The sequence below is a fragment of the Pseudomonas sp. CCC3.1 genome (genome assembly GCF_034347405.1).
Classification (GTDB): Bacteria; Pseudomonadota; Gammaproteobacteria; order Pseudomonadales; family Pseudomonadaceae; genus Aquipseudomonas.
In genome coordinates this window covers 4,817,785-4,841,603 of sequence record NZ_CP133778.1, presented here as the reverse complement: position 1 = coordinate 4,841,603, position 23,819 = coordinate 4,817,785, and the positions used below count along the sequence as shown (strand labels likewise).

The window sequence follows — 23,819 nt, the reverse complement described above, 5'->3', positions numbered from 1 at the left end:
ATATTGTGTGGGCGCTGGCCAGTAAGTTATCCACAGGCCGCCTCCAGCAGGATGCGACCACTGGAGCAGGCGGCGTTGGCATTGCGATACGCGAAGTGCAATTTGCTGCGTTCGCGATCAAAGCGCAGGGTCAGTTCGATGCTGTCGCCGGGGCGAACCAGTTGCTGGAACTTGAGCACTTCCATGCCCGCAAAGCGTGGCGGCAGGTCGAGCAGTTGCTGGCCCAGGCTCATGGCCCAGTCCACTTGCACCACGCCGGGCAGCACCGGGGTTTTGGGGAAGTGACCGCTGAAGAATGCCAGGTCTGGCGGAATCGACAGGTTGAGTGTCCAGCCGTCATCGAGCGGGTGTTGGCTTAGCACTTCAGGCAGTGTGGGCCGAGGTGCAAGCAACAGCGCATCGACCTGCGCTTGCGGCAGTTTGCCTTGGCTGGTGAGCGGCATTTGCCGCAGCAATCGCCAGCGGCGCGGCAAGGCCAGGGCTTCGCAATGCTGGCCAAGGTGCTGGCGCAAGGTCTGGGTCAGCGCTCGGCGGCCCTGTTCGCGCAGGGCAAACAGGCCGCTGGCGCTGAGCACCAGCAAGGCGCCGAGAGACGCCCGGTTTTCATTGACCACGCCCAAGCGCGCTTCTTGCACCCAGTCATGCTGGGTCAGGGCGTGTTCAAGCATGGGCAGCGAGATGCGTTTTTCTTCCAGTTTGACGATGCGGTCCAGACGCCCCAGCAACTCAAAGCGGCCATCGGCTTCAATGCGCGCGGCGTCAGCTGTTTGCTCAATATGGCCCGGGGGCAAATACGGCGAGGCGATACGCAGCGCGCCGTCTTCGCTTTGGCTGAGCTGCACACCGGCAAACGGCTGCCACAAGGTTGGGCCTTGACGCCAAGCGATGCCGCCGGTTTCGGAACTGCCGAAAATTTCGGTGGGCCACTGACCCAGACGTTGCTGCAACGCGTGCGCCGCCTCGCTCGGTAGCGCGCCCCCCGAAGAGAACACCCGACGCACTTGGCTCAAGGCAGGCCAGTTGAGGTTGTCGGCCATGCGCTTGAGCAGCGCCGGGCTGGCCACCCAGGCAAAGGCCGGGTGTTCGAGGCTGGCGCGCTGCATGTCTTCAGGGAAGGCCAGTTGCTGGCGGGCAAAGAGCCGGCCCGCGCACAGCGGCCACAGCACACGGAACAACAGCCCGTAAATATGCTGCGCGGCCACGCTGGCAATCAGGCAGGCGTCGCCCAGTTCGTGGCCCCACAGTTGCTCCAGTGCCTCAACTTCATTGGCCATCTGGCGCAGGTTTTTGTCGATGCGTTTGGGCTCGCCGCTGGAGCCTGAAGTGCACAGGCTCAGCTGACACGCGTCCAGGTCCAGTTCAGCCGCGGGCAATGGGGCGCCGTACAAGGCTTCAAGTTCCGCGCTGTTGGTCAGCCACACATCGACGTGCGCGTCCCAGCGTTGTCGGGTGTGAACTTGCAGGTCGGCGGGCAGCAAGATGCTGGCGCCGGCCCGCCAGGCACCCAGCAGCGCCACGGCCAGATCAGCAGCATCGTCCAGATGCACGGCAATGCGTTGCACACCACGCTGCTGCAATCCGCCCGCCAGGCTTAAGGCCTGGGTGCAGAGCGCGTGATGACTGAGCGGCGGGTCAAAGCTGACCACCCGCGCTGTGTGGCCCTCAAGCAACAACTGCTCAAGTTTTATCCAGTTCATGCCTGGCCTCTTACTTTTTGTCGTATCAGCCATTCAATGGCAAACAACAGCCCCATCAACCCATAGGCGATCAGGCCGTTGTACAACGTCCACCAACTCAGCGGTGCCCACAGTGTGAGGCTGGCTGCGACTAACCCGTTGAGCAGAAAAAACAGGCACCAGACCTTGGTGACCTGCCGTGTGTAATGAATCGCGATGTCGGGCAATACCGGCTCGCGCAAACGGGCCAGACGCTCGACCATCGGCGGCCCGACTATCAGGCTCAAGCCAAAGAGGCTGAGCATGCAGGCGCTGATCAGCACCGGGTACCAGCGCAGCAAGGCCGGGCTGTTGAACAGCGCCAGCAACGCGCAAAACACCAGCGCAACCAGTGCCATCCACAGGCTGCCCGGGCGTCGTTCGCCAGTGAGTGCGCGGGCCAGCCACAGGGCACCCAGCAGCAGCGCAAACTGCCACGGGGCAAAGTGGGCCATGCCGAAATGCACCGCGAAGGGGTACAACAGACCCGCCAGCAGCAGGCCCAGGCCGATCAATCGGCTCATGCGCCCGGTTGAGCCAGACGGTAGACCGCCTCGACCACATCGTTGACGGTGCGCACTGATTTGAATTCATCGGCGGCGATCTTTTTACCGGTTTTGCGCTTGATGTGATCAATCAGGTCGACGGCGTCGATGCTGTCGATTTCCAGGTCCTGATACAGGTTGGCCTCCAGCGTGACGCGCGCAGGTTCGAGTTCGAACAGTTCCACCAGGGCATCGCGCAGGAGGTTGAAAATATCTTCACGGTTTTGCATGGTTCGGTCTCAGGCAGCCTGTTTGGCTGTGACGAAAGCCGCAAGGCTGGTCACGTTGGAAAAGTGATCGCGGGTGTCTTTGGCGTCGGCATCTATCTTGATGCCGTAGGTTTTTTGAATCGCCAGGCCCAGTTCCAGGGCGTCAACCGAATCCAGCCCAAGGCCTTCACCAAACAGGGTTTGATCGTCGCCAATGTCGCTGATGCTGATGTCTTCGAGGCCCAAGGCATCGATGATCAGCTGTTTGATGTCACGGTTTAGATCGCTCATCTGTGGCGAGCTCCTTAATGAAGTAGTCATGCACGAAGTCATTGAGCAGGCGCGATGCTTTGGGCGGCGGGCCAAGTGCTGAAAAGGTCTTTGGATTTATATCGGCCCCGACACGAAAACTGAAGTGCACGCGGCGTTCGGGAATGCGGTACCAGGGTTCGGCTTTGGTCAGCGTGGTGGGGCTGACGTTGATCACCACCGGCGTCAGGATCTTCGCACCGCGCAAGGCAATCGAGGCGGCCCCGCGATGAAAGGCAGGCGCAACGCCTGGCTGGGTGCGCGTGCCCTCCGGGAAGATAATTAGGGTCTGGCCCTGTTGCAGCGCGCCTGCGGCGTTGTCGAGCATGTCGATGCTGCCGTCATTGCTGATGTATTGCGTGGCGCGCACCGGGCTGCGCGTGAACGGGTTTTGCCACAGGCTTTGTTTGACCACGCAGTTGGCGTTACGCACCAGCCCGATCAAAAAAACCACATCAATAAGCGACGGATGGTTGGCAATGATCATTTGGCCGGGACGCCCGAGCCGTTCGGCGCCTTGCACGTCATAGGTCAGTACGCCCATGCGCGCCATAAAACGGATAAATAGCCAAAACAGCAGGCTGACGGTGTAGCGCGCACGTTCGCGGTGGCGCACAGCATCGCCTGGCAGGCAACTCAGCAGCGGGAAAATCACCAGCCGCAGACACAGGCACCCAAGCCCGAAGCTGACAAAGCTTATTGCGGTGGCAATCAGGCGCCAGTAATAGGCATCACTGCGAGTCTTCACGGTGTGCGTTGCCAGTGCCAGAGCCGGTTTTTCCAGGCGTGCCGGAACGATGTCTGCCCTGCGAGCAGGTGGCGTAACAACTCAATGGCGTGGGGCCACTGGGTTTTGGCTACAGACGGGGTGTTATCGGGGGTGAGCGTCACATGCCATTGCTTGCCTTGCGTCAGCAGCAGGCCGACGGCGTAGGCGAAAGGCACGTCGTCGATCCAGTGCTCATACGCCTGGGGAGGCTGCTCTTCGGTGATCACCAGTAACACGGCGGGTGCGCCTTCGTTGAGCAGCGCGCACGCTTCAATCAGGCCGTGTTCCAGGCCATCACCGGCAGCGGCGAGTGCGGTCATTTCACTGGTTTCGCCGCGCATGATCGACCACAGGCCAATGACCGCGTTGTGCACCGAGAGACTGAACTGGGTGGGCGACAAGGGTTGGTCGGCCGCGAGTTCACTGAGGATGTCGAAGGTGCGCGGTGTTTCGCCGTGGCGGGACACAAACACCAGCGGCAGAGCTTCATGCCCCTGCGCCAATGGCCAGCCGACACTGAACGCCATGCGCGCCAAGCGGCTGAGGCGGCGGCGTTGCATGGCCGGTAAAAACGATACGTCAGGGCTGGCATCGCTGGCAGCGACCGCGTGGGGTTGCTGGCTCCAGGCTTGCCAATCGGCCACGTTGTCGAGGCCCGGAGCCCAGGCTCGCCAAGCGGCAATATTGAAGTTGATCACTGGAGGTTCATCCCGCCCTGACGGGCTTCCCTGATGCAAATATAGGCAGCGGTCAATGCTGCACTGATAACAAAGTGGCGGCATTATCCCGGTGCAGTTGGTTCGTAGCAAACACCGCTTACATTTTAGGGGGTGGTTTTTCAGCTGATCGGCCGAAATAGCTATCTTTTTGCCAGAGCTGAACTATAGGCACCCTTATGACTTCGAGAAAGACGGTACGTTCTGGCGTATGCCGGGATAAATATTTTTAGGTTGTAGCTCTTTTCGCTGCGAGGTAGCGAATTTGTCCACAGGGCATCTACACTCGGGCACTTATTGATACACGGAGGTTTAGAAATGCGTCGCGTGGTGTTCAACCAAAAAGGCGGTGTGGGCAAGTCCAGCATCGCTTGTAACCTGGCGGCCGTCAGTGCCAGCGAGGGTTACCGAACGTTGTTGGTGGATCTGGATGCACAGGCCAACTCCACCCAATACCTCACCGGGTTGACGGGTGATGATATTCCGATGGGGATTGCCGAGTTCTTCAAGCACAGCCTGTCGGCCAGCGTGGGTTCAAAGAAGAATCGGGTCGATATTTACGAAACGCCTTTCGAAAACCTGCACATCATTACGGCCACCGCCGAACTGGCTGATTTGCAGCCCAAGCTCGAAGCCAAGCACAAGATCAACAAGCTGAAGAAGCTGCTGGATGAGCTGGCCGAGGACTACGACCGCATCTATGTCGACACGCCTCCCGCGTTGAATTTTTACGCAGTATCGGCGCTGATCGCCTGCGACCGTGTGCTCATCCCCTTCGATTGCGACAGTTTTTCGCGTCAGGCGCTGTACGGCCTGATGTCCGAAATCGAAGAGCTGAAAGAAGACCACAACGAAGACCTGTTGGTCGAAGGCATTGTGGTGAACCAGTTTCAGGCCCGGGCCAGCCTGCCGCAGCAAATGCTTGATGAGTTGATTGCCGAAGGCTTGCCGGTGTTGCCGGTGTACCTCAGCAGCTCAGTGAAAATGCGCGAATCGCACCAGGCCAGCCAGCCGTTGGTGTATTTCGACCCACGGCACAAGCTGACCCAGCAATTTGTAGAACTGCACGATTTCCTGGATCAAAACGCCTAAGCACGCACGCCGTGCTTTTGCAGCCAGTCCTTGAGTTGCTGCAACGGGAAGGCGCCGCTTTGACGGGCGACTTCCTGGCCGTTTTTGTAGAGGATCAGGCTCGGAATCGAGCGAATGCCCAGTTGCGTGGCCAGTGGCTGATTGGCTTCGCTGTCGAGCTTGGCCAGGCGGCACACCCCGACCAGTTGGCTGGCCGCTTGCTCAAACACCGGAGCAAACGCCTTGCACGGCCCACACCATTCAGCCCACACATCCACCAGCAGCGGCAGATCGCCTTTGATCTGGCTGGCGTAGTCGGCTTGCTTCAAGTCGAAGGGTTTGGCGATCAGCACCTCATTTTTACAGCGCCCGCATTTGGGGTGTTCGCCCACGCGTGCGGCGGGAATGCGGTTAAGGCCGTTGCAGTGAGGGCAGGGGATAAGCAGCGGGTCGGTCATGGGAGTCACTCCGGGTGTGGGGCTTGAGGTGTAAACCTCGTAGCAGCTGCCGAGCTCCGCGAGGCTGCGTCCGATTGCGAAGCGATCGTAAATCCGTTACACGCGGTGTGCCTGAAAGATCGCGAAGCCTGATATTGCGACGGCTTCGCCGCCGGACGCAGCCTCGCGGAGCTCGGCAGCTGCTACGGGCAGTGGGCGGCTTTGTGCAGTTCAGCAGATAATCCTTCAGCCCGCCACGGGTGTGAGCGGCCAGATCCACGGGATCACGAACATGGCCACGATCAGCATCAGCACATTGAGCGGGATGCCGATGCGCACAAAGTCGCTGAATTTGTAGCCGCCTGCGTTGTACACGAATGTATTGGTCTGATAGCCAATAGGGGTGGCAAAGCTGGCGCTGGCGGCGAACATGACCGCGACCACGAACGGCCGCGGGTCGACGCCCAGTTGTTGGGCCACGCCAATCCCTATCGGCGTCAGCAGCACGGCCACGGCATTGTTGGACAGCACTTCGGTGAGGATGCTGGTCAATAAATAGACAAACCCCAGCATCAATAACGGCCCGGCATTCGGGATGGCTGTCATGGTGTGGTTGACCACGAGCGTGATCAGCCCGACTTTGTCCATCGCGATACTAATGGCCAGCATGCCGAAAATCAGGCTGAGGATTTTCCAGTCCACGGCTTTGTAAGCGTCCTGAACATCCAGGCAGCGAGTGGCCACCACGACCACCGCGGCAATCAGTGCGAGGCCTTCGATGGGCATGACTTCAAGCGCCGCAAGCACCATGACGGCCAAGGTGGCGATCACTGCAATCGGTGCCTTGTCGCGGCGATAGGCGCGCTCCAGCACCGTATTAAGGCTGATCAAGTCGCCATTTTCCGCGAAGCGGCGAATTTGCGAGGGCGTGCCTTCTACCAGAATCACATCGCCAAACTGTAAATGCAGGTCGTCGAGGTTGCCTTGAATGTTCTCGTCCTGGCGATGCACGGCCAGCACCGCGATGCCATAACGCGCCGTCAGGTCGAGGTCGCGCATGGGCCGGTGGCTGTAGCGCGAGTTACGGCCCACGATGGCTTCGGCGAGAATCACGTCGTGATTGCTGATGGTCTCGAACGCGTCGCCCCGGTTGAACGTCAGCACGCCGCTTTCGCGCAGCTCGACCACGTCCTGTACTTGCCCGTGCAACACCAGTCGGTCGCCGCTGCGCAGTTGTGTGCGCGAGTCGGGGGTGGTGAGTTCTTGCTCATCGCGGAAAATCTTCAGCACTTGCAGGCCGCTGCCGCCGTTTAGATTGGCTTCGGCCAGGGTTTTGCCGATCACCGGCGAATCGTGCGGCACCAGCAACTCACTCATAAACGTACGCGCCAGATTCGGGCGCAGCTGTTTGGACAGACTGTCGCGATCAGGCAGCAGGCGATTGCTGAACAGCATCAGATACACAAAACCCACGGCGGCAAACATCAGCCCGGCCTGCGTGATCTCGAACATGCCGAACGGCGCGAGCCCGGCCTTTCGCGCCACGCCGTCCACCAGAATGTTGGTCGACGTGCCGATCATCGTCAGCATCCCGCCCAGCACCGTGGCGTAAGACAGCGGGATCAGCAATTTAGAGGGCGAACTGTGAGCCCGTTTGGCCAGCGCAATCGCCACCGGGGTCAAAATCGCCACGACCGGGGTATTGTTCAAAAAGGCCGAAATCACTAGCGCGGTAATCATCAACCCGCCGAGCACCCGCATCGGCTTATCGCCCACCAGATTACCCAGCCAATTGCCCAGTGCATCAATACAGCCCGTGCGCTCCAGCGCGGCGGACAATACAAACATGCAGGCAATCGTCGCGGGGGCCGAGTTACTGAGCACACTCAACACCTCGTGCGGCGTGAGGATCTGCGTCACCAGCAACGCTGCGACCGCAATCGCGGCCACCACATCGGCGCTCCACTTCTCGCGCACAAAAGACACCAACAACCACACCAACAAAGCGGCAACAAACAACAGGGGCAGCGAGTCCCAGGACATGGGTATTCCTTAGAGCGACGAATCTCGTATGAGGTATCGGGCAGGCCAGAGCCTGCGCGCGGGCGTCACCATAGTGAGCGAGGGCGGGTTCGTCTAAGACTCTTTGGGCAGGTTGTTATGCGATTTGGTTATGCGGGTGTCCATTGATGAGCGTGTGGACATTCCCGGCATGGGTGCGCAGGTTTTACGACTGCTACGGGGTTTACATACGTCACTGGCCTCGCGATCTTTTAATCGTTTAAAAGATCGCGAGGCAAGCTCGCTCTTACACGGGGGAACACCTCAAGACGAACAACTGATCTCCAAATGCTTGCCCCACTCTGGCGGCCGTTCGGCATAGCTTTCCATGCCCGGCTGCTCGGTGAACGGTTGGGTCAGCACTTGGTGCAATCGCCGAACTTCGCTGTAATCCCCGGCCTCTGCGGCATCAATCGCTTTTTGCGCCAGATAGTTGCGCAGGATGTACAGCGGGTTGACCGCGTGCATGCGCTCGCGGCGCTGGTTTTGATCGCTCGCGCCTTCGCGCGCCACTCGGGCAACGTATTGGCTCGCCCATTCGTCAAAGCCCTTGAGGTCGACAAATTCGTCGCGCAGGCTGGCGACCGCTTGTTCTGCCGGTTGGTCGCCCAAGCGGCGCAAGAACAAGGTGTAGTCGATGGCGCTGCCCTGCATGCGTTGCAGCAGGTCTTCGATCAGTTTTTGATCACCGTCTTCGGCTGTGGTCAGGCCCAGGCGGCGGCGCATTAGATCGAGGTAGTGCGCCTGGTACAGCGGCAAGAACAAGCCCAGTGTTTCGCGAAGGGCTTCGACGCTGATAAAGGGGGTCAGGGCCTGGGCCAATGCGCTGAGGTTCCACTGGCCGATGGGCACTTGGTTGCTGAAGGAGTAGCGGCCTTCGTGGTCGGAGTGGTTGCAGATGAAGTGGGCGTCGAAGTCGTCGAGAAAGGCGAACGGGCCAAAGTCGAAGGTGATGCCCAGGATCGACATGTTGTCGGTGTTCATCACGCCATGGCAAAAACCGTATGCCTGCCATTTGGCGATCAGTTCGGCGTTGCGCTCAACGATTTCGCGGAACATCGCCAGGTACGGCTCGGGCTGTTCCAGGCAGTGCGGGTAGTGCAGGGCCAGTACGTGTTCGCCCAGTTGCTTTTGCTGCTCCGGGCGTTTGGTGTAGTAGAAGTATTCAAAGTGCCCGAAGCGGATGTGGCTGTGTGCCAGGCGCAGCACCATGGCGCCACGTTCCTGTTTTTCGCGCCACACCGGGGTATCGGAGCCGATCACGCACAGGGCGCGGCTGCTGGGGATGCCCAGTGCATGCAAGGCTTCGCTGGCAAGGAATTCACGGATGGATGAGCGCAGCACGGCGCGGCCATCGCCCATGCGCGAGTAGGGCGTCATGCCGGCGCCTTTGAGGTGCAAGTCCCAATGTTCACCCGCTTCGTTGTAGACCTCGCCCAGCAACAAGCCGCGACCGTCCCCCAGTTGTGGGTTGTAGGAGCCGAACTGGTGGCCGGAATAGACCATGGCGCGGGGCTCGGCGTCGGCCCACAAGGTGTGACCGCCAAACAGTTTGGCAAACACCGGGTCGTGCGCGACGGTCGGGTCGAGGTCGAGCAGGGCCATTGCAGCATCGCTGGCGACCACCAGTCGTGGTGCGTCGAGAGGGTCGGGCAACACGTGGGTTGAGAACGCGTCACCCAGTCGGGCAAAACGATTGTCGAAGGTCAGTTCGTCGAGGGCTTTCAATGGCCGTCTCCAGCAAAGTGTGAGGGTAAACACCCCGTGTAGGAGCGAGCTTGCCTCGCGATCTTTTCAACGATCAACAGATCGCGAGGCAAGCTCGCTCCTACAGACGTTTAGGCGTCCTGCTAGTCGGGCTTGCCCGGCAGGGGCTTTTGTTCAGGCGCTGGCAGATCTATTGGCACCAGCTTGTATTCCTGGTTCGAGGTGTTCTTGAGGTACACCTCCATCTGCTGGAACGAGATGTTGATGTGGTGGTTCTTGAACTCGCGGTTGATAAAGCGGTTCACTTCGTCGACCACCGGGTTTCGGTCGCCCAGGTCGCGTACGTGCATGCGCAGTTCGTGGTCCAGGGTGCTGGCGCCGAAGTTGAGGAAGTACACATGCGGCTCGGGGTCTTTGAGGACGCGTGGGTTTTCTTGCGCGGCTTTGAGCAGCAAATGCTTGACCAGGTCCAGGTCGGAGCCGTAATCGACGCCCAGTTTGAGGGTCACACGGGTGATGGTGTCGGTCAGCGACCAGTTGATCAGTTGCCCGGTGATGAAGGTTTTGTTCGGGACAATGATGTCTTTGCGGTCGAAGTCAGTGATGGTGGTCGCCCGGATGCGGATCTTGCTCACGGTGCCCGACAGGTTGCCGATGGTGATGGTGTCGCCAATCCGTACCGGGCGCTCGAAGAGGATCATGATGCCAGAGATGAAGTTAGCGAAGATTTCCTGCATCCCGAAGCCCAGGCCCACCGACAGTGCGGCCACCAGCCACTGCAACTTGTCCCAGCTCACGCCCAGCGTCGACAGGGTGGAGACAAAGCCAACGCCGATAATCACGTAGGTCAGCAAGGTGGTGGTGGCGTAGGCGCTGCCCTGGCCCAAATCGAGCCGTGACAACACCAGCACCTCAAGCAGGCCGGGCAGGTTGCGCGCCAGGGCAATGCTGATGCCGATGATGACCAATGCGCCGAGCACGTCGCCAATGCTGATCGGCACCATGCTCATGTTGGCGCCGGTGCCGCTGGTGTATTCGTACAGGGTGATGTTGTCGAGGTAGGAGAATACCGAGATCAAGTCGGCCCATACCCAATACAGCACCCCGATAAAGGCCGCGAGCAAGGTCAGGCGAATCAGGCGCAGCGATTGCTGGTTGACCTGTTCGATGTCCAGTGTCGGCTCTTCAATGATGGTGTCGTTGCCTTCACCCGCTTCTTTGGCAGCCTGGCGTTTGGCCAGTGCGCGGGCATAGGCCAGACGTCGTGCTGCCACCGCGAGGCCGCGCACAAAGGCTGCTTCAACCACCAGCCACAGCATCAGCAGGTAAAGGGTGTTGATTAAGCGGTCGCTGAGTTTGAGCGCGGTGTAGTAGTAGCCAAAACCCACCGCCACGAACAGCGCCAGGGGCAGCAGGGCGAACGCGAAACCGAGCAGCTTGCGCACGCGGTAGGCTTTTTTCTCGGTTTGGTCGTTGAGCAGCAAGCGGCACAGCAGCCACGCCATGGCGGCATAACAGGTCAGCACCACGAGGATGCCCAGCACGTCGTCTGCCAGCGCCGCCGGTTGTTGCTCGGCGAAGGCGACCACGGCCACCAGTGCCAGCACCACGAAACCCAGTTTTCGAATCCAGTTCTGCAGGAATTCAACCAGCGGTTTTTCCCAGCGGAAATGCAGTTCGGCCACGCCGCCCGGCGCGAGAATCCGGTAGGCGGTGTAGAACACCAGCCAGGCTTCGGCCATTTGCACCAGCGCTGCCCCGGTATTGGCGTTCATGCCTCGGGCATCGGTTTGCAGAGCATACCCGCACAGGGCCAGCGCCAATGAGAGCGGCATGGCCAGCAAGATGTTGATCAGAATCGCCAGCGGCGTGTGCCATTGGCTGTCGCGCTTGAAGTGGCCAATGTCTTGATGGATTTTGTTCAGCTTGCCGTAAAGGTAACGGCGCTTCCACAGCAGGGCTACCACCACCATCACAAACGGCAAAAACAACAGCGGCCGCTGGATCAGGCCTTGTGCCAGCTCTGTGACACTGGAACCCCACGGCAGGGTGACGATTTGCTGCTTGAGGTGGTGCGGGGCGGTTTCCAGCCATTCGAAGTCCAGCGGTTTGTTGCTGGGGATCCAGAACATCTGCTCGTCCAGCGTCGCGCGCAGGCTCTGGGCGGTGCTGAGCAGTTGCTTTTGGTTCAGTTGCAGGGTGATCGATTCGTTGAGCAGTGAACTCAACTCGCGGTTCAAACGGTCCAGCAGGTCGCTGCGGGTGTTGACCAGTTCAAGCAGGGTCTTGCGCAGTTGCGGCGTGACTTGATCGGGCGGCTGGGTTGCCAGCAGGTTGTCGACGTAAGTGGTCGGGTTGCTGATCTGTTCGCGCTGTTGGTTGATCTCAAACTGATACAGGCGAATATCAGCGATGTCATCCGCCAGGTCCTTGTCCATCTTTTTCAGGCGCGGCAGCGCTTGCTTCTGCTGATAGAGAATTTTGGACAGCAGCAAACTGCCCCGCAGGACGTTGATCTGCTCATCCAGCGCCTGATCGCTTTGGGTGACGTTGTCCAGTTGCTGCTTGGTTTCGAGGTTCTGCTGGGTGACTTCGTTGAGGCGGTCGGTGCTGCGCAACAGGTAGTCGGAGAGTTTGAGGTTAATCGCGCTTTCGGTCGACAGCAGGCTGCTGCTGCCCGTCTTTTGGGCCTCGATGGATTGTTCGGTCACGGTCTGCTGCGACTGGGCCAGACGCTTCTTGTTGATCAGGGTTTGCAGCTCTTGGATTTCCTGATCCTGGCGCGTGGTTTTTTCCAGCAGCAGATCGTGCTGGCTGCCGCTCAGGTCTTGCAGTTGGCTGTTACCGGCCAGTTCCTGACGACGCAGGGCAATCAGCGCGGTCAGCGCGGCGGCTTCGGCATTGAGTTGGTTGCGCTGCTCAGGGGTCAGTAATTTGCCATTGTCGCGACCCGCTTTAAGGGTGTTGTTGATCTGCTGGATACGCGTTTGGCTGTTGCTGATCTCGGCCTGCGCCCGCTCGGGTCGGGTCTGGGCGGCAATGCTCTGGCTGTTGGCGCTGGCCAAGGCCTTTTGCAGTTCACCTTGCTCGGTGGTGTGGTCGGCCAGCATTTGCTCCAGTTGCGACACTGAAAGGCTGGCGTAACGCTCTTCCACAGGCAGCGCTTTGGTGGCCTTGAGGCGTGCCAATTCGCGTTGGTTATCGGCCGTTTGACGTGGCGCGTTGTTGAGCTGCGCTTTAACTTCGCTCAGGCGCTGTTCGTAATCGGCTTTGTTGGCCAGCAGGGTTAAGGTCTGTACCAGCACGGCCTGCAAGGCTTTTTGATCGGCGTCGGGCAGCTTGCGGTCAGCAATTTTATCCAGGCTTAGCTGGACCGCCTCAGCGGTGGGCGGATCAGCCGCCTGTGCCAAGCCAACGCATAGGCTTAGGCTGAGCAGGACGGTTGCGAAGAACGTGCGCAGAGTTGGCATAGATTCCGGTCAAGCAAAGGGGTCAGAAAGGGTGAAGTTTAGAGGAACAACCCAGGGCCCGGGGCACTTCCTTCGGGGAATCTGACGCCCACTTTGCCTATCTTGTTCCCGTCCATCACGGCCACGGTCCAAATAGTGTTGTTCCATTCCACCTGGTCGCCGACCACTGGCGCGCCGCCGACTTTTTGCGCAATGAAGCTGCTGAGTGGAATGTTCGGATCAATGCCATCGAGCTTCAGGCCATACAGGGCCGATACCGCGCCCAGTTGGGCGTCGCCTTCGAGCACAAAGTCGCCGAAGAAGCGCAGGTCCAGCCCGCGGGTCGGTGGTTGGCTGAACAGTTTGCCGAGGGCCGGCAAGTTGTGTTCGTGACCAATCACGCACAGCAAATCGCCAATTTCCAGGGTTGTACTGCCCGACGGATGGAGCAGTTTTTGGTCGCGGAACAAGGCGGCGATGCGCGTACCTTCGGGCATTTTCAGTTCACGCAAGGCCGCACCGATGCACCAGTTTTGTGCGTCCAGGCGATAAACGAATAACTCCCACTCACTGGTGACGTGCACTTCCAGGGCTGCACGCGAGATGGGCGCGAGGTCTGGCGGTACGGTGACCTTGAGCAGCTTGGCGACCCACGGCAGGCTGGTGCCTTGCACCAAAAGGGACACCAGCACGATAAAGAAGGCGAGGTTGAAGTACAGCTGTGCGTTCGGCAAGCCGGCCATCAGCGGGAACACCGCCAAAATAATGGGGACCGCGCCGCGCAGGCCAACCCACGCAATAAACGCTTTTTCGCGCCCGTGGAATGCTTTGAAGGGCAGCAGGCCAATCATCACTGACAGCGGGCGGGCGAACAAAATCATCCACAGGGCCAAGGCCAGCGCAGGCACCGCGATGGGCAGCAAGTCGTGTGGGGTGACCAGCAAACCCAGCACCAGGAACATGCCGATCTGTGCCAGCCAGGCCATGCCGTCGAGCATGTGCAAAATGCCGTGACGGCTGCGGATCGGGCTGTTGCCGATCACCAGGCCGCACAGGTAAACGGCCAGGAAGCCGCTGCCGTGCAAGGCGTTGGTCAGGGCGAAAACCACCAGACCACCGGCGATCACCAAAATCGGATACAGCCCGTTTGCCAGATTGATCCGGTTAACCATTTGCAGCATCAGCCAGCCACCGGCCAGGCCTACCACGGCACCGATCCCGAACTCGCGCAGCAGATCGAGGATCAAGCTCGCATGCAGGCCGGTTTCACCGCTGGCGAGCATGTCGATCAACGTCACGGTGAGAAACACCGCCATCGGGTCGTTGCTGCCGGATTCGATTTCGAGGCTGGCCGATACCCGCTCGTTCAAGCCTTTGCCGCCCAGCAGCGAGAACACCGCCGCGGCATCGGTTGAGCCAACAATGGCGCCGATCAACAGGCCCTGAATCAGATTGAGGTTAAACAGCCAGGCGGCCATCAGGCCGGTCAGCCCGGTGGTGATCATCACCCCGACGGTGGCCAGCGACAGCGCGGGCCATAGCGCCACCCGGAAACTGGAGACCCGGGTACGCAGGCCGCCGTCAAGCAAGATCACCGCCAGGGCGAGGTTGCCGACCAGGTAGGCCGTAGGGTAGTTATCGAAAATAATGCCGCCACCATCCACGCCCGCCGCCATGCCGACGGCAAGGATGATCACCAGAATCGGGATGCCCAAACGAGAAGACAGGGAGCTGACCAGAATACTTGCGCCTACCAGCAACGCGCCGATTAAGAACAGGCTGTTGATGGTCGTCGCATTCAAAGGCCGTACTCCAGAAAAGCTTAAAAGACAGGGCGCAACCATGCAGGCTGCGTGCCAGCGATTCTAACCTGCGATATTGGCGAACTGTCAAAAAGCTTTTGCCCGTATTTGCAGCCTTTTACCTCGTCAGCGACGACGTGATCAGTCTATACATTGGCTTTTTCTTACGTGATTGCAGGAATAGGCCTGCATTTTTTTGATGGGCAAATTGCGTCTACTCGCGGCTCTGTTTATCCATGGACGAGTCATGAAGCCGAGCACTGCGACTGACCTCAGCCCCAACGCCCTCTACACCGTAGCAGTCCCCAAATTTCTGCTGCTGTACCTGATGACGGGCGGTGTGTACTTGTTTTACTGGTCGTACCGTAATTGGGCGGCGTATAAAAAAAACACCGGCGCCGCGATTACGCCACTTGTGCGCGGATTGTTCTGGCCCTTTTTCATACTGGACCTGTTTGACAAAGTACACATCGGTCTGGCCATGCAGGGGCGATCGTATAAGCACTCTCTCGAGATCCGGGCCTTATTGATCATGTTGCTGGTGATGTTCATTGTGCTGCTGTTTACGTTCTTTGACCGACCTTCGGACGCGCATTTTGTGTATGTAGCGGATGCGGTCTTGATCGTCTGCGGCGGATTTTTGTTTGTCGGGGCCCAGCGCGCAATCAATGTGCTGGCAGGGGATGCGCGGGGCTTGAGCAATTCGCTCATGGCATGGAGCAACTATGCCTGGATGTGCCTCGGTTGTGCGGGGTGGCTTGCGCTAATGCGGTATTTCCCGTTTGCCTGAGTGCGTGCGCGCCGAAATGCAGACCCAAAAAAACCGGACACCCCTGCAAGGGTGCCCGGTCTTTTAGGTTTCAGCTAAAGCATCAGCCGATGGTCATCAAGCTCGCGTTACCGCCCGCCGCAGCGGTGTTGACGCTCAGTGCGCGCTCAATTACCAGACGTTCCAGGGCAATGTTGGTTTCGCCTTGAGACAGACCTTGTACACCGACAATAGCGCTCGCGCGTTTGGCCACTTGCTGGCACACGCCACGCAGTTGGTCGCTGTCGCCGTGGTGCAGAACGGCGTCGAAGACCACCTCGTCTTTGGTCCAGTCCGCCACCAACTTGATGCGCGCTTGCACCTCTTTTGGCAGGCGGGCAATCAGGGCTTTGGCCAGTTCGCTGTCCGGCAGTACCGCCGAGCTGCCCACGGCCAGTACGGCAGCCAGTTGGGTCAGCAGGTCGCTTTCAGTGTCAGCCAGGCACAGCACGTGTTCGCGCGGCAGGATGGCGTAGCTGTTGCGCTCGCCCGTCGGGCCGTTCAGCAGGCGGGTAATGCCGCTTTGCGAATGGGCGGCGAATTCGTTGCACAGCTCGGCCAATGCTGCTTGCTCGTTGCTTTGCGCCCAGGCTTGCAAGGCCTTGAGCGGTGCGCTCAGGGCTTCGCGGGCTTGGGTGTCTGGCACGCTGATGGCGTCGACTTTAGCGAACGATTGCTCGATGGCATCGCTTGGGCGGGTCGACAGCAGGCGGAACAGATACAACGGGCCGCCGGCTTTCGGGCCAGTGCCTGACAGGCCTTCACCGCCGAACGGCTGCACGCCGACCACGGCACCGACGATGTTGCGGTTGACGTAAACGTTACCGGCATTGACGTTGTTGACCACTTTGGCAATGGTCTCGTCGATGCGGGTGTGAACGCCCAGTGTCAGGCCGTAACCCGAGGCATTGATCTGAGCGATCAACGAGTCGATGTCTTTGCGCTTGTAGCGCACCACGTGCAGCACCGGACCGAAGATTTCACGTTCCAGCTCGCTGAAGCTTTCGAGTTCAATCAGGGTCGGCATCACGAAGGTGCCGCGCTTGCATTCGTCAATGTCGGCAATCGCCATTTGATAAACGCTGCGGCCTTTGTCGCGCATGCCCTGGATGTGCTGCTCGATCCCGGTCTTGGCTTCGGCATCGATCACCGGGCCAATGTCTACGCTCAGACGCTCAGGGTTGCCCATGCGCGATTCGGCCATGGCACCTTTGAGCATTTCGATTACGCGGTCTGCCGAATCTTCCTGCAGGCACAGTACGCGCAGGGCCGAGCAACGCTGACCGGCACTGTCGAAGGCCGAAGACACCACGTCGATGACCACTTGCTCGGTCAGGGCCGAGGAATCGACGATCATCGCGTTCTGGCCGCCGGTTTCGGCGATCAGCGGGATTGGACGGCCTTGGGCGTCCAGGCGTCCGGCGATGTTGCGTTGCAGCAGGCGAGCGACTTCGGTGGAGCCGGTGAACATCACGCCTTTGACCCGATCGTCGCCGACCAGACGTGCACCCACGGTTTCGCCACGGCCCGGCAGCAATTGCAGCACGCCTTCCGGGATGCCAGCTTCCAGCAGGATGCGCACGGCTTGTGCGGCGACCAGCGGGGTTTGCTCGGCCGGTTTGGCCAGTACCGGGTTACCGGCAGCCAGCGCGGCCGCAACTTGACCGCTGAAAATCGCCAGCGGAAAGTTCCACGGGCTGATGCAGACCACCGGGCCCAGTGGGCGGTGGGCATCGTTGGTCAGGTCGTTGCGTGCCTGCACTGCGTAGTAACGCAGGAAGTCCACGGCCTCGCGCACTTCGGCGATGGCGTTGGCGAAGGTCTTGCCGGCTTCACGTGCCAACAGGCCCATCAGCGGCTGGATCTCGGCTTCCATCAGGTCGGCCGCGCGTTCCAGAATGGCGGCGCGCTCGGCGGGCGGGGTGGCCTGCCAGATCGGTGCGACGTTCAGCGCGCACTGAATGGCGTTGTCGGCATCGTCAACGGTGGCTTCTTGCACATAACCCACCACGTCGCGCAGGTCGGCCGGGTTGAGCACAGCTGCCGGGACTTGGGTGCTGGACGCGCAACCGAGCATCGGCGCAGCTTTCCAGTCGTTGTGAGCAGAGGCCAGCAGGGCGCAGGACAGCGACGCCAGACGGTGTTCGTTGGCCATGTCGATGCCGCTGGAGTTGGCGCGTTCGCTGCCATACAGATCGCGTGGCAATGGGATGCGCGGGTGCGGCAAGCCGAAGCCGCCTTCTGCCGTCGCCATTTGCTCGATCTGGCTCACAGGGTCGGCCACCAACTGGTGGATCGAGATCGTGTGGTCAGCGATGCGGTTGACAAACGAGGTGTTCGCGCCGTTTTCCAGCAGGCGACGTACCAGATAAGCCAGCAGTGTTTCGTGGGTGCCGACTGGTGCGTACACGCGGCAAGGACGGTTCAGTTTGCCCTCGGAGATTTTGCCCACAACTTGCTCGTACAGTGGTTCGCCCATGCCGTGCAGGCACTGGAACTCGTACTGGCCAGGGTAGTAGTTCTGACCGGCAAGGTGGTAGATGGCCGACAAGGTGTGGGCGTTGTGCGTGGCGAACTGCGGGTAGATCGCTTCCGGCACGGCCAGCAGCTTTTTCGCGCAAGCAATGTAGGAAACGTCGGTGTACACCTTGCGGGTGTAGACCGGATAGCCTTCCAGGCCTTCAACATGGGCGCGTTTGATTTCGCTGTCCCAGTACGCGCCTTTCACCAGGCGGATCATCAGGCGGTGACGGCTGCGACGGGCCAGATCGATCACGTAGTCGATCACATACGGGCAACGCTTCTGGTACGCCTGAATCACGAAACCGATGCCGTTCCAGCCGCTCAGTTGCGGCTCGAAGCACAGGCGCTCCAACAGGTCGAGCGACAGCTCAAGGCGGTCGGCTTCTTCGGCGTCGATGTTGAGGCCGATGTCATATTTCTTGGCCAGCAAGGTCAGCGACAGCAGGCGCGGGTACAACTCGTCCATCACGCGTTCGTACTGGGCGCGGCTGTAACGCGGGTGCAGGGCCGACAGCTTGATCGAAATGCCTGGACCTTCATAAATCCCGCGGCCGTTGGAGGCTTTGCCGATCGAGTGGATGGCTTGCTCGTACGAGGCGAGGTACTTCTGCGCGTCATGTTCGGTCAGTGCGGCTTCACCGAGCATGTCGTAGGAATAGCGGAAGCCCTTGGCTTCAAAGCGCGTGGCGTTGGCCAAGGCTTCGGCAATGGTTTCGCCCGTTACAAATTGCTCGCCCATCAGGCGCATGGCCATGTCGACGCCCTTGCGGATCATCGGCTCGCCGCTTTTGCCGATGATGCGGCTCAGGGAGGAGGTCAGGCCTGCTTCGTTATGCGTGGACACCAGCTTGCCGGTCAGCAACAGGCCCCAGGTTGCCGCGTTTACGAACAGCGACGGGCTGTTGCCCAAGTGCGGGTGCCAATTGCCAGTGCTGATCTTGTCGCGGATCAGCGCGTCGCGGGTGCCTTTGTCCGGGATACGCAGCAGCGCTTCGGCCAGGCACATCAGCGCCACGCCTTCCTGAGACGACAGGGAGAATTCTTGCAGCAGGCCTTGCACGATGCCTGCGCGGCCACCGGCGCTCTTCTGATTGCGCAGTTTTTCTGCAATCGAGGCAGCCAGAGTTTGAGTGGCTTCGGCCATCGGGGCAGGCAGACGCGCTTGCTCCAGCAGCATCGGCACGACTTCAGGTTCCGGGCGACGGTAAGCCGACGTGATCGCGGCGCGCAGTACCGACTGCGGCAGGATGCTTTCTGCAAACTCCAGGAAGCACTGATGAGCGTGATCGGTGTTTGCATCGTCGGCGTCATCGCTGGTGCTACCAGGGATACCGCTCAACTCGGTCAGGGTTGCACCACCCTCGAGCTTTTCCAGGTAATTGAAGATTGCCTGCTTGATCAGCCAGTGTGGCGTGCGATCAATCGAGGTCGCGGCGGCCTTGAGGCGCTCGCGGGTTGGGTCATCAAGTTTGACCCCAAGGGTGGTGGTAGCCATATTTTTATCCTCATGGGTGCCACATGTGCGCGGCAGCAGCTGGCGGCAAGATTAGCTCCGCGCAATCATAGGTGCAACCTAGTGCAACCCGTTTTTTTGCGAATTGATCGACGCTTCGTCAGGATTTATCCCACAGCCTTGAATGGGTGCGCTGGCTTGGTGCTTTTTCGTAGGTCTTGCGTTGTTTTTGCTCCGAAAAGGAGCAAAAAACAGTGATTAAGACGAAAAGACGACAAGGTGCAACTGGTGTGACAGAAATTGGTTGCACCTTATTTGCTTTGTTGCATAGCATTCGCCGCTAAGGTGCAACCGCCTAAACAATGGGTTGATCGGCTGGTGTATTTCCTGGGGAAACATCAGTCATAAATGCGCGGGCAGGTTAATCGTCTCAGACAGGACGTTTGTGAGCGTACGGCCAGACCGCCGCTAAACATAAAAACAATGCCAGGGCTTAATGCAATGAGTGTAAGTAACCCAACGCTGATCACGTTCGTGATCTATATCGCGGCAATGGTGCTGATTGGTCTTATGGCCTATCGCTCCACCAACAACCTTTCTGACTACATTCTCGGTGGTCGCAGCCTGGGCAGCGTGGTAACCGCTTTGTCCGCTGGTGCATCCGACATGAGTGGCTGGTTGTTGATGGGTTTGCCGGGTGCAATCTACATGTCCGGTTTGTCGGAAAGCTGGATTGCCATCGGTCTGGTGACCGGTGCCTACCTGAACTGGCTGTTTGTGGCGGGGCGCCTGCGGGTGCAGACCGAGCACAACGGCGATGCGCTGACTCTGCCGGATTACTTCTCCAGCCGTTTTGAAGACAAAAGTGGGCTGCTGCGGATTATCTCGGCGGTCGTGATTCTGGTGTTCTTCACCATCTACTGTGCCTCTGGCATCGTGGCCGGTGCCCGTCTGTTTGAAAGCACCTTCGGCATGTCGTACGAAACAGCCTTGTGGGCAGGCGCAGCGGCGACCATCGCTTACACCTTTATCGGCGGTTTCCTGGCAGTGAGCTGGACGGACACCGTTCAAGCCACCTTGATGATTTTCGCGCTGATCCTTACGCCGATCATCGTGCTGCTGGCCACTGGTGGCATCGACACCACCTTCCTGGCCATCGAAGCCCAGGACCCAAGCAACTTCGACATGCTCAAAGGCACCTCCTTCATCGGCATCATCTCGCTGATGGGCTGGGGCTTGGGTTACTTTGGTCAGCCGCACATTCTGGCGCGCTTCATGGCTGCCGATTCGGTGAAGTCGATCGCCAAGGCGCGTCGCATCTCCATGACCTGGATGATCCTGTGCCTGGCCGGTACGGTCGCTGTGGGCTTCTTCGGTATCGCTTACTTCTCGGCACACCCGGAAGTGGCCGGTCCTGTGACTGAAAACCCTGAGCGTGTGTTCATCGAGCTGGCCAAGCTGCTGTTTAACCCATGGCTTGCCGGTGTATTGCTGTCGGCCATTCTGGCGGCCGTGATGAGCACCTTGAGCTGCCAGTTGCTGGTGTGCTCCAGCGCCCTGACCGAAGACTTCTACAAGTCTTTCCTGCGCAAAAATGCATCCCAGCTCGAACTGGTATGGGTCGGTCGCGCCATGGTGCTGGTGGTTGCACTGATCGCTATCGCTCTGGCGGCCAACCCTGAGAACCGCGTGCTGGGCTTGGTGAGCTACGCCTGGGCAGGTTTCGGCGCTGCGTTCGGCCCTGTGGTACTGATCTCGGTCATGTGGAAAGGCATGACTCGCAATGGTGCATTGGCCGGTATTCTGATCGGCGCTATTACTGTGATCGTCTGGAAGCACTTCAACCTGCTGGGGCTGTACGAAATCATTCCGGGCTTCATCTTCGCCAGCATCGCCATTCTGGTGGTCAGCGCCATGGGCCAAGGCCCAAGCAAGAAGATGATCGAGCGTTTCGACGCTGCCGAGAAAGACTTCAAACTGAACCGCTGAGTGCGTTGAGCCACGGCTCAATCAAGGCGTGAAAAAAACGGCCCGTCTCCTTTGGAGGCGGGCCGTTTTTATTGGGGGCAGGTTGAAAAGAACGTCATGAGTCAGATGGGTTACCCGTTTAAACCTGATATTTCTCGTTTGTGCTGCGGGTTCTTCTGAAGCGTAAATGACAGGCCGAATACGTATTAGCCTTGGTTGAGCGCTCGCTTTCGAGCGCATTAACTAAGGACAGTTAAAATGCGAAAAAAGATACTCCTCGGGAATGTTTCCCCTCATGACCTGCCGTTCTCGCTGCGAAGCGATTATGTGTGGACCATTTGTGTGTACGCCCTCGCAGCGGGAGGCACCGAGCGGTTGTTGCTTGAAACGCATGGTTATTACGCCATTCCGGCGCCTTGGACCTTTGCCTTTCATTTGGATGACGACGAATCGCACAGCCCGGCTGAAGGTTACAAAATTCGTGTGGAGGTGCTGGATAAGCAAGTGCTGATTGCAGACGCCAGCGAGCAATTCTCGATTGACTGGTTGGCGGCTTCAAGGGATAGCGTTCATAACCTGGTGCTGGAGCCGCGGGCGATCTGATCGCGGGCGCCGTCCGGCGTGGATATTGGCTTTACCCCTGACGTTAGTCGCTGCACAGGGTAAACTTCGCCCCCTGCGCAGGAGCAACCATGAACTATCGTCACGCCTTCCACGCCGGCAACCACGCCGACGTTCTCAAACATATCGTCTTGACCCGCCTCATCGCTTTGATGTCGCGTAAAGAGCAGCCTTTTGCTTACCTCGATACCCATGCCGGGATTGGTTTGTACGACCTTCAAGGCGATCAGGCCAACCGCACGGGCGAGTACCTGGAAGGCATCGCGCGGTTGTGGGGGCAAAAAGACCTGCCTGCGGTGACAGCGGACTACATGCAAGTGCTGCACAAGATGAACCCGGATGGCGAGTTGCGCTACTACCCGGGCTCGCCTGAGCTGGCGCGGCGTCTGACCCGTTCGCAAGACCGCGTGTTGTTGAACGAAAAACACCCCGAAGACGGCGTGATGCTCAAAGACAACATGAAAGGTGATCGCCGGGTGGCGGTGCATTTGGGGGAAGGCTGGCACGTACCGCGGGCGTTGCTGCCGGTGGCTGAAAAGCGTGGCTTGATGCTCATCGATCCGCCATTTGAAAAGCTCGACGAGATGAAGCGCTGCGCCGAATCGTTGAAAGACGCCATCAGCCGCATGCGTCAGACCGTTGTTGCGATCTGGTACCCGATCAAGGACAAGCGTCAACTGCGTCGCTTCTACCAAGACCTGGCAGGTTCAGGTGCGCCGAAATTGCTGCAAGTTGAATTGTTCGTGCACCCGCTGGACACCCCAAACAGTCTGAACGGCTCGGGCCTTGCCATTGCCAATCCGCCATGGGGTCTGGAAGAAGAACTGCGCGAACTGCTGCCATGGCTGGCCAAGAAACTGGGCCAGACCCAGGGTGGCTGGCAGATGGAATGGTTGATCGCTGAGTAAAGATCACCTCACCCTGTAGGAGCGAGCTTGCCTCGCGATCTTTTAAAGATCAAAAGATCGCGAGACAAGGGGTGTGTCGTCAGATTGGGCACGTAACGCCTGTGCCACCGATGCCGCAGTAGCCCTGCGGGTTTTTCGCCAGGTACTGCTGGTGGTACGCCTCGGCGAAGTACACCGTCGGTGCCTCTTCAATTTCGGTGGTGATGGTGCCCAAACCAGCCTTGTTCAGTTCGGCCTGATACGCCTCTTTGCTGGCCTCGGCCGCCGCCAGTTGCTCTGGCGTGGTGCAGTAGATCACCGAGCGGTACTGGGTGCCGATGTCGTTGCCTTGGCGCATGCCCTGGGTCGGGTTGTGCAGTTCCCAGAACATCTTCAGCAGGTCTTCGTATTTGACTTTGGCCTGGTCGTAAACCACCAGCACCACTTCGGTGTGCCCCGTCAGGCCCGAGCAGACTTCTTCATAGGTCGGGTTGGGGGTAAAACCACCGGCATAACCCACGACCGTACTGACCACGCCGTCGACTTGCCAGAACTTGCGTTCTGCGCCCCAGAAGCAACCCAGGCCAAAAATCGCAAAGCCGACATCGTCCAGAAACGGGCCCAGCAGAGGGTTGCCGGTGACGAAGTGGGTTTCGGGCAGTTGCATCGGTGTTTCACGGCCCGGCAGGGCTTGTTCTTGAGTGGGTAGCACGTTTTTATTCACCAGGATTTCCGAGCGCAAGACCATGTTTCAAGTCCTCTCAGTCAG

The 23,819-nt window shown here is 59.4% G+C and carries 18 protein-coding genes; 5 read left to right on the top strand and 13 right to left on the bottom strand.

Going from position 1 to position 23,819, the window contains the following annotated elements:
* Nucleotides 1–26 precede the first annotated feature (26 nt).
* Genes RHM56_RS21070 through RHM56_RS21045 form a run of 6 tightly spaced genes read right to left on the bottom strand, consistent with a single transcriptional unit; the run spans nucleotide 27 to nucleotide 4,245 of the window.
* A complete protein-coding gene (locus tag RHM56_RS21070) occupies nucleotides 27–1,697 on the bottom strand; it encodes an AMP-binding protein (RefSeq protein ID WP_322235735.1) in 1,671 nt (556 codons plus the stop codon).
* Complete coding sequence (locus tag RHM56_RS21065) at nucleotides 1,694–2,239, bottom strand: hypothetical protein (protein WP_322235733.1); 546 nt, start codon at nucleotides 2,237–2,239, stop codon at nucleotides 1,694–1,696. The genes RHM56_RS21070 and RHM56_RS21065 overlap by 4 nt, the downstream gene beginning before the upstream one ends.
* A complete protein-coding gene (locus RHM56_RS21060) occupies nucleotides 2,236–2,490 on the bottom strand; it encodes an acyl carrier protein (RefSeq protein ID WP_322235731.1) in 255 nt (84 codons plus the stop codon). Before RHM56_RS21060 ends, RHM56_RS21065 begins: the two co-directional genes overlap by 4 nt.
* 9 nt (nucleotides 2,491–2,499) lie before the next feature.
* Nucleotides 2,500–2,760: a phosphopantetheine-binding protein gene (locus tag RHM56_RS21055; RefSeq protein ID WP_322235729.1), complete on the bottom strand. Its 261-nt coding sequence runs from the start codon at nucleotides 2,758–2,760 to the stop codon at nucleotides 2,500–2,502.
* Nucleotides 2,741–3,547 (bottom strand): lysophospholipid acyltransferase family protein, encoded by an 807-nt coding sequence (locus RHM56_RS21050; RefSeq protein WP_322241829.1) that lies wholly within the window; start codon nucleotides 3,545–3,547, stop codon nucleotides 2,741–2,743. Before RHM56_RS21050 ends, RHM56_RS21055 begins: the two co-directional genes overlap by 20 nt.
* Nucleotides 3,523–4,245 (bottom strand): beta-ketoacyl synthase chain length factor, encoded by a 723-nt coding sequence (locus tag RHM56_RS21045; protein ID WP_322235727.1) that lies wholly within the window; start codon nucleotides 4,243–4,245, stop codon nucleotides 3,523–3,525. Before RHM56_RS21045 ends, RHM56_RS21050 begins: the two co-directional genes overlap by 25 nt.
* A 336-nt stretch (nucleotides 4,246–4,581) precedes the next feature.
* Here RHM56_RS21045 and RHM56_RS21040 point away from each other — a divergent pair, with 336 nt between their 5' ends.
* Complete coding sequence (locus tag RHM56_RS21040; protein ID WP_322235725.1) at nucleotides 4,582–5,355, top strand: ParA family protein; 774 nt, start codon at nucleotides 4,582–4,584, stop codon at nucleotides 5,353–5,355.
* Here the strand turns inward: RHM56_RS21040 and trxC are convergent.
* The 5 genes from trxC to RHM56_RS21015 form a co-directional block, all read right to left on the bottom strand.
* Nucleotides 5,352–5,792, bottom strand: a complete 441-nt coding sequence (gene trxC / locus RHM56_RS21035) for a thioredoxin TrxC (protein WP_322235723.1) — start codon at nucleotides 5,790–5,792, stop codon at nucleotides 5,352–5,354. The two genes, RHM56_RS21040 and trxC, sit on opposite strands and share 4 nt — an antisense overlap.
* Nucleotides 5,793–6,017: 225 nt before the next feature.
* Nucleotides 6,018–7,814, bottom strand: a complete 1,797-nt coding sequence (locus tag RHM56_RS21030) for an SLC13 family permease (RefSeq protein WP_322235721.1) — start codon at nucleotides 7,812–7,814, stop codon at nucleotides 6,018–6,020.
* A gap of 282 nt (nucleotides 7,815–8,096) precedes the next feature.
* Entirely contained in the window at nucleotides 8,097–9,560 is a 1,464-nt protein-coding gene (selO, locus tag RHM56_RS21025; RefSeq protein ID WP_322235719.1) for a protein adenylyltransferase SelO, read from the bottom strand.
* A gap of 122 nt (nucleotides 9,561–9,682) precedes the next feature.
* The gene (gene mscK / locus RHM56_RS21020) at nucleotides 9,683–13,009 is read right to left on the bottom strand and encodes a mechanosensitive channel MscK (protein ID WP_322235717.1); all 3,327 of its coding nucleotides are present in this window, start codon (nucleotides 13,007–13,009) and stop codon (nucleotides 9,683–9,685) included.
* Between the two features lie 38 nt (nucleotides 13,010–13,047).
* Nucleotides 13,048–14,790 (bottom strand): potassium/proton antiporter, encoded by a 1,743-nt coding sequence (locus RHM56_RS21015; RefSeq protein WP_322235715.1) that lies wholly within the window; start codon nucleotides 14,788–14,790, stop codon nucleotides 13,048–13,050.
* A gap of 247 nt (nucleotides 14,791–15,037) precedes the next feature.
* On the opposite strand from RHM56_RS21015, the gene RHM56_RS21010 reads away from it, so the two are divergent.
* Nucleotides 15,038–15,580, top strand: coding sequence for a hypothetical protein (locus RHM56_RS21010; protein WP_322235712.1), 543 nt, complete (start codon nucleotides 15,038–15,040; stop codon nucleotides 15,578–15,580).
* Between the two features lie 82 nt (nucleotides 15,581–15,662).
* On the opposite strand, the gene putA is transcribed toward RHM56_RS21010, so the two are convergent.
* Nucleotides 15,663–19,616, bottom strand: coding sequence for a trifunctional transcriptional regulator/proline dehydrogenase/L-glutamate gamma-semialdehyde dehydrogenase (gene putA, locus RHM56_RS21005; RefSeq protein ID WP_322235710.1), 3,954 nt, complete (start codon nucleotides 19,614–19,616; stop codon nucleotides 15,663–15,665).
* A gap of 459 nt (nucleotides 19,617–20,075) precedes the next feature.
* Between putA and putP the strand changes: the two genes are divergently transcribed.
* From putP to RHM56_RS20990, 3 genes are all read left to right on the top strand, one after another.
* Nucleotides 20,076–21,563, top strand: a complete 1,488-nt coding sequence (gene putP / locus RHM56_RS21000) for a sodium/proline symporter PutP (RefSeq protein ID WP_322235708.1) — start codon at nucleotides 20,076–20,078, stop codon at nucleotides 21,561–21,563.
* A 237-nt stretch (nucleotides 21,564–21,800) separates the two neighbouring features.
* Complete coding sequence (locus tag RHM56_RS20995) at nucleotides 21,801–22,145, top strand: hypothetical protein (protein WP_322235706.1); 345 nt, start codon at nucleotides 21,801–21,803, stop codon at nucleotides 22,143–22,145.
* Between the two features lie 89 nt (nucleotides 22,146–22,234).
* Nucleotides 22,235–23,071, top strand: coding sequence for a 23S rRNA (adenine(2030)-N(6))-methyltransferase RlmJ (locus tag RHM56_RS20990; RefSeq protein ID WP_019411485.1), 837 nt, complete (start codon nucleotides 22,235–22,237; stop codon nucleotides 23,069–23,071).
* A gap of 79 nt (nucleotides 23,072–23,150) precedes the next feature.
* On the opposite strand, the gene msrA is transcribed toward RHM56_RS20990, so the two are convergent.
* The gene (gene msrA / locus RHM56_RS20985; protein ID WP_322235704.1) at nucleotides 23,151–23,798 is read right to left on the bottom strand and encodes a peptide-methionine (S)-S-oxide reductase MsrA; all 648 of its coding nucleotides are present in this window, start codon (nucleotides 23,796–23,798) and stop codon (nucleotides 23,151–23,153) included.
* Nucleotides 23,799–23,819 lie beyond the last annotated feature (21 nt).

Excerpts from the sequence above, each read along its gene's own strand:
- RHM56_RS20990 (WP_019411485.1), top strand. The coding sequence starts at position 22,235 with ATGAACTATCGTCACGCCTTCCACGCCGGCAACCACGCCGACGTTCTC.
- putP (WP_322235708.1), top strand. The coding sequence starts at position 20,076 with ATGAGTGTAAGTAACCCAACGCTGATCACGTTCGTGATCTATATCGCG.
- mscK (WP_322235717.1), bottom strand. The coding sequence starts at position 13,009 with ATGCCAACTCTGCGCACGTTCTTCGCAACCGTCCTGCTCAGCCTAAGC.
- msrA (WP_322235704.1), bottom strand. The coding sequence starts at position 23,798 with ATGGTCTTGCGCTCGGAAATCCTGGTGAATAAAAACGTGCTACCCACT.
- putA (WP_322235710.1), bottom strand. The coding sequence starts at position 19,616 with ATGGCTACCACCACCCTTGGGGTCAAACTTGATGACCCAACCCGCGAG.
- RHM56_RS21055 (WP_322235729.1), bottom strand. The coding sequence starts at position 2,760 with ATGAGCGATCTAAACCGTGACATCAAACAGCTGATCATCGATGCCTTG.
- RHM56_RS21040 (WP_322235725.1), top strand. The coding sequence starts at position 4,582 with ATGCGTCGCGTGGTGTTCAACCAAAAAGGCGGTGTGGGCAAGTCCAGC.
- RHM56_RS21065 (WP_322235733.1), bottom strand. The coding sequence starts at position 2,239 with ATGAGCCGATTGATCGGCCTGGGCCTGCTGCTGGCGGGTCTGTTGTAC.
- RHM56_RS21070 (WP_322235735.1), bottom strand. The coding sequence starts at position 1,697 with ATGAACTGGATAAAACTTGAGCAGTTGTTGCTTGAGGGCCACACAGCG.
- RHM56_RS21010 (WP_322235712.1), top strand. The coding sequence starts at position 15,038 with ATGAAGCCGAGCACTGCGACTGACCTCAGCCCCAACGCCCTCTACACC.
- trxC (WP_322235723.1), bottom strand. The coding sequence starts at position 5,792 with ATGACCGACCCGCTGCTTATCCCCTGCCCTCACTGCAACGGCCTTAAC.
- RHM56_RS20995 (WP_322235706.1), top strand. The coding sequence starts at position 21,801 with ATGCGAAAAAAGATACTCCTCGGGAATGTTTCCCCTCATGACCTGCCG.
- RHM56_RS21060 (WP_322235731.1), bottom strand. The coding sequence starts at position 2,490 with ATGCAAAACCGTGAAGATATTTTCAACCTCCTGCGCGATGCCCTGGTG.
- RHM56_RS21030 (WP_322235721.1), bottom strand. The coding sequence starts at position 7,814 with ATGTCCTGGGACTCGCTGCCCCTGTTGTTTGTTGCCGCTTTGTTGGTG.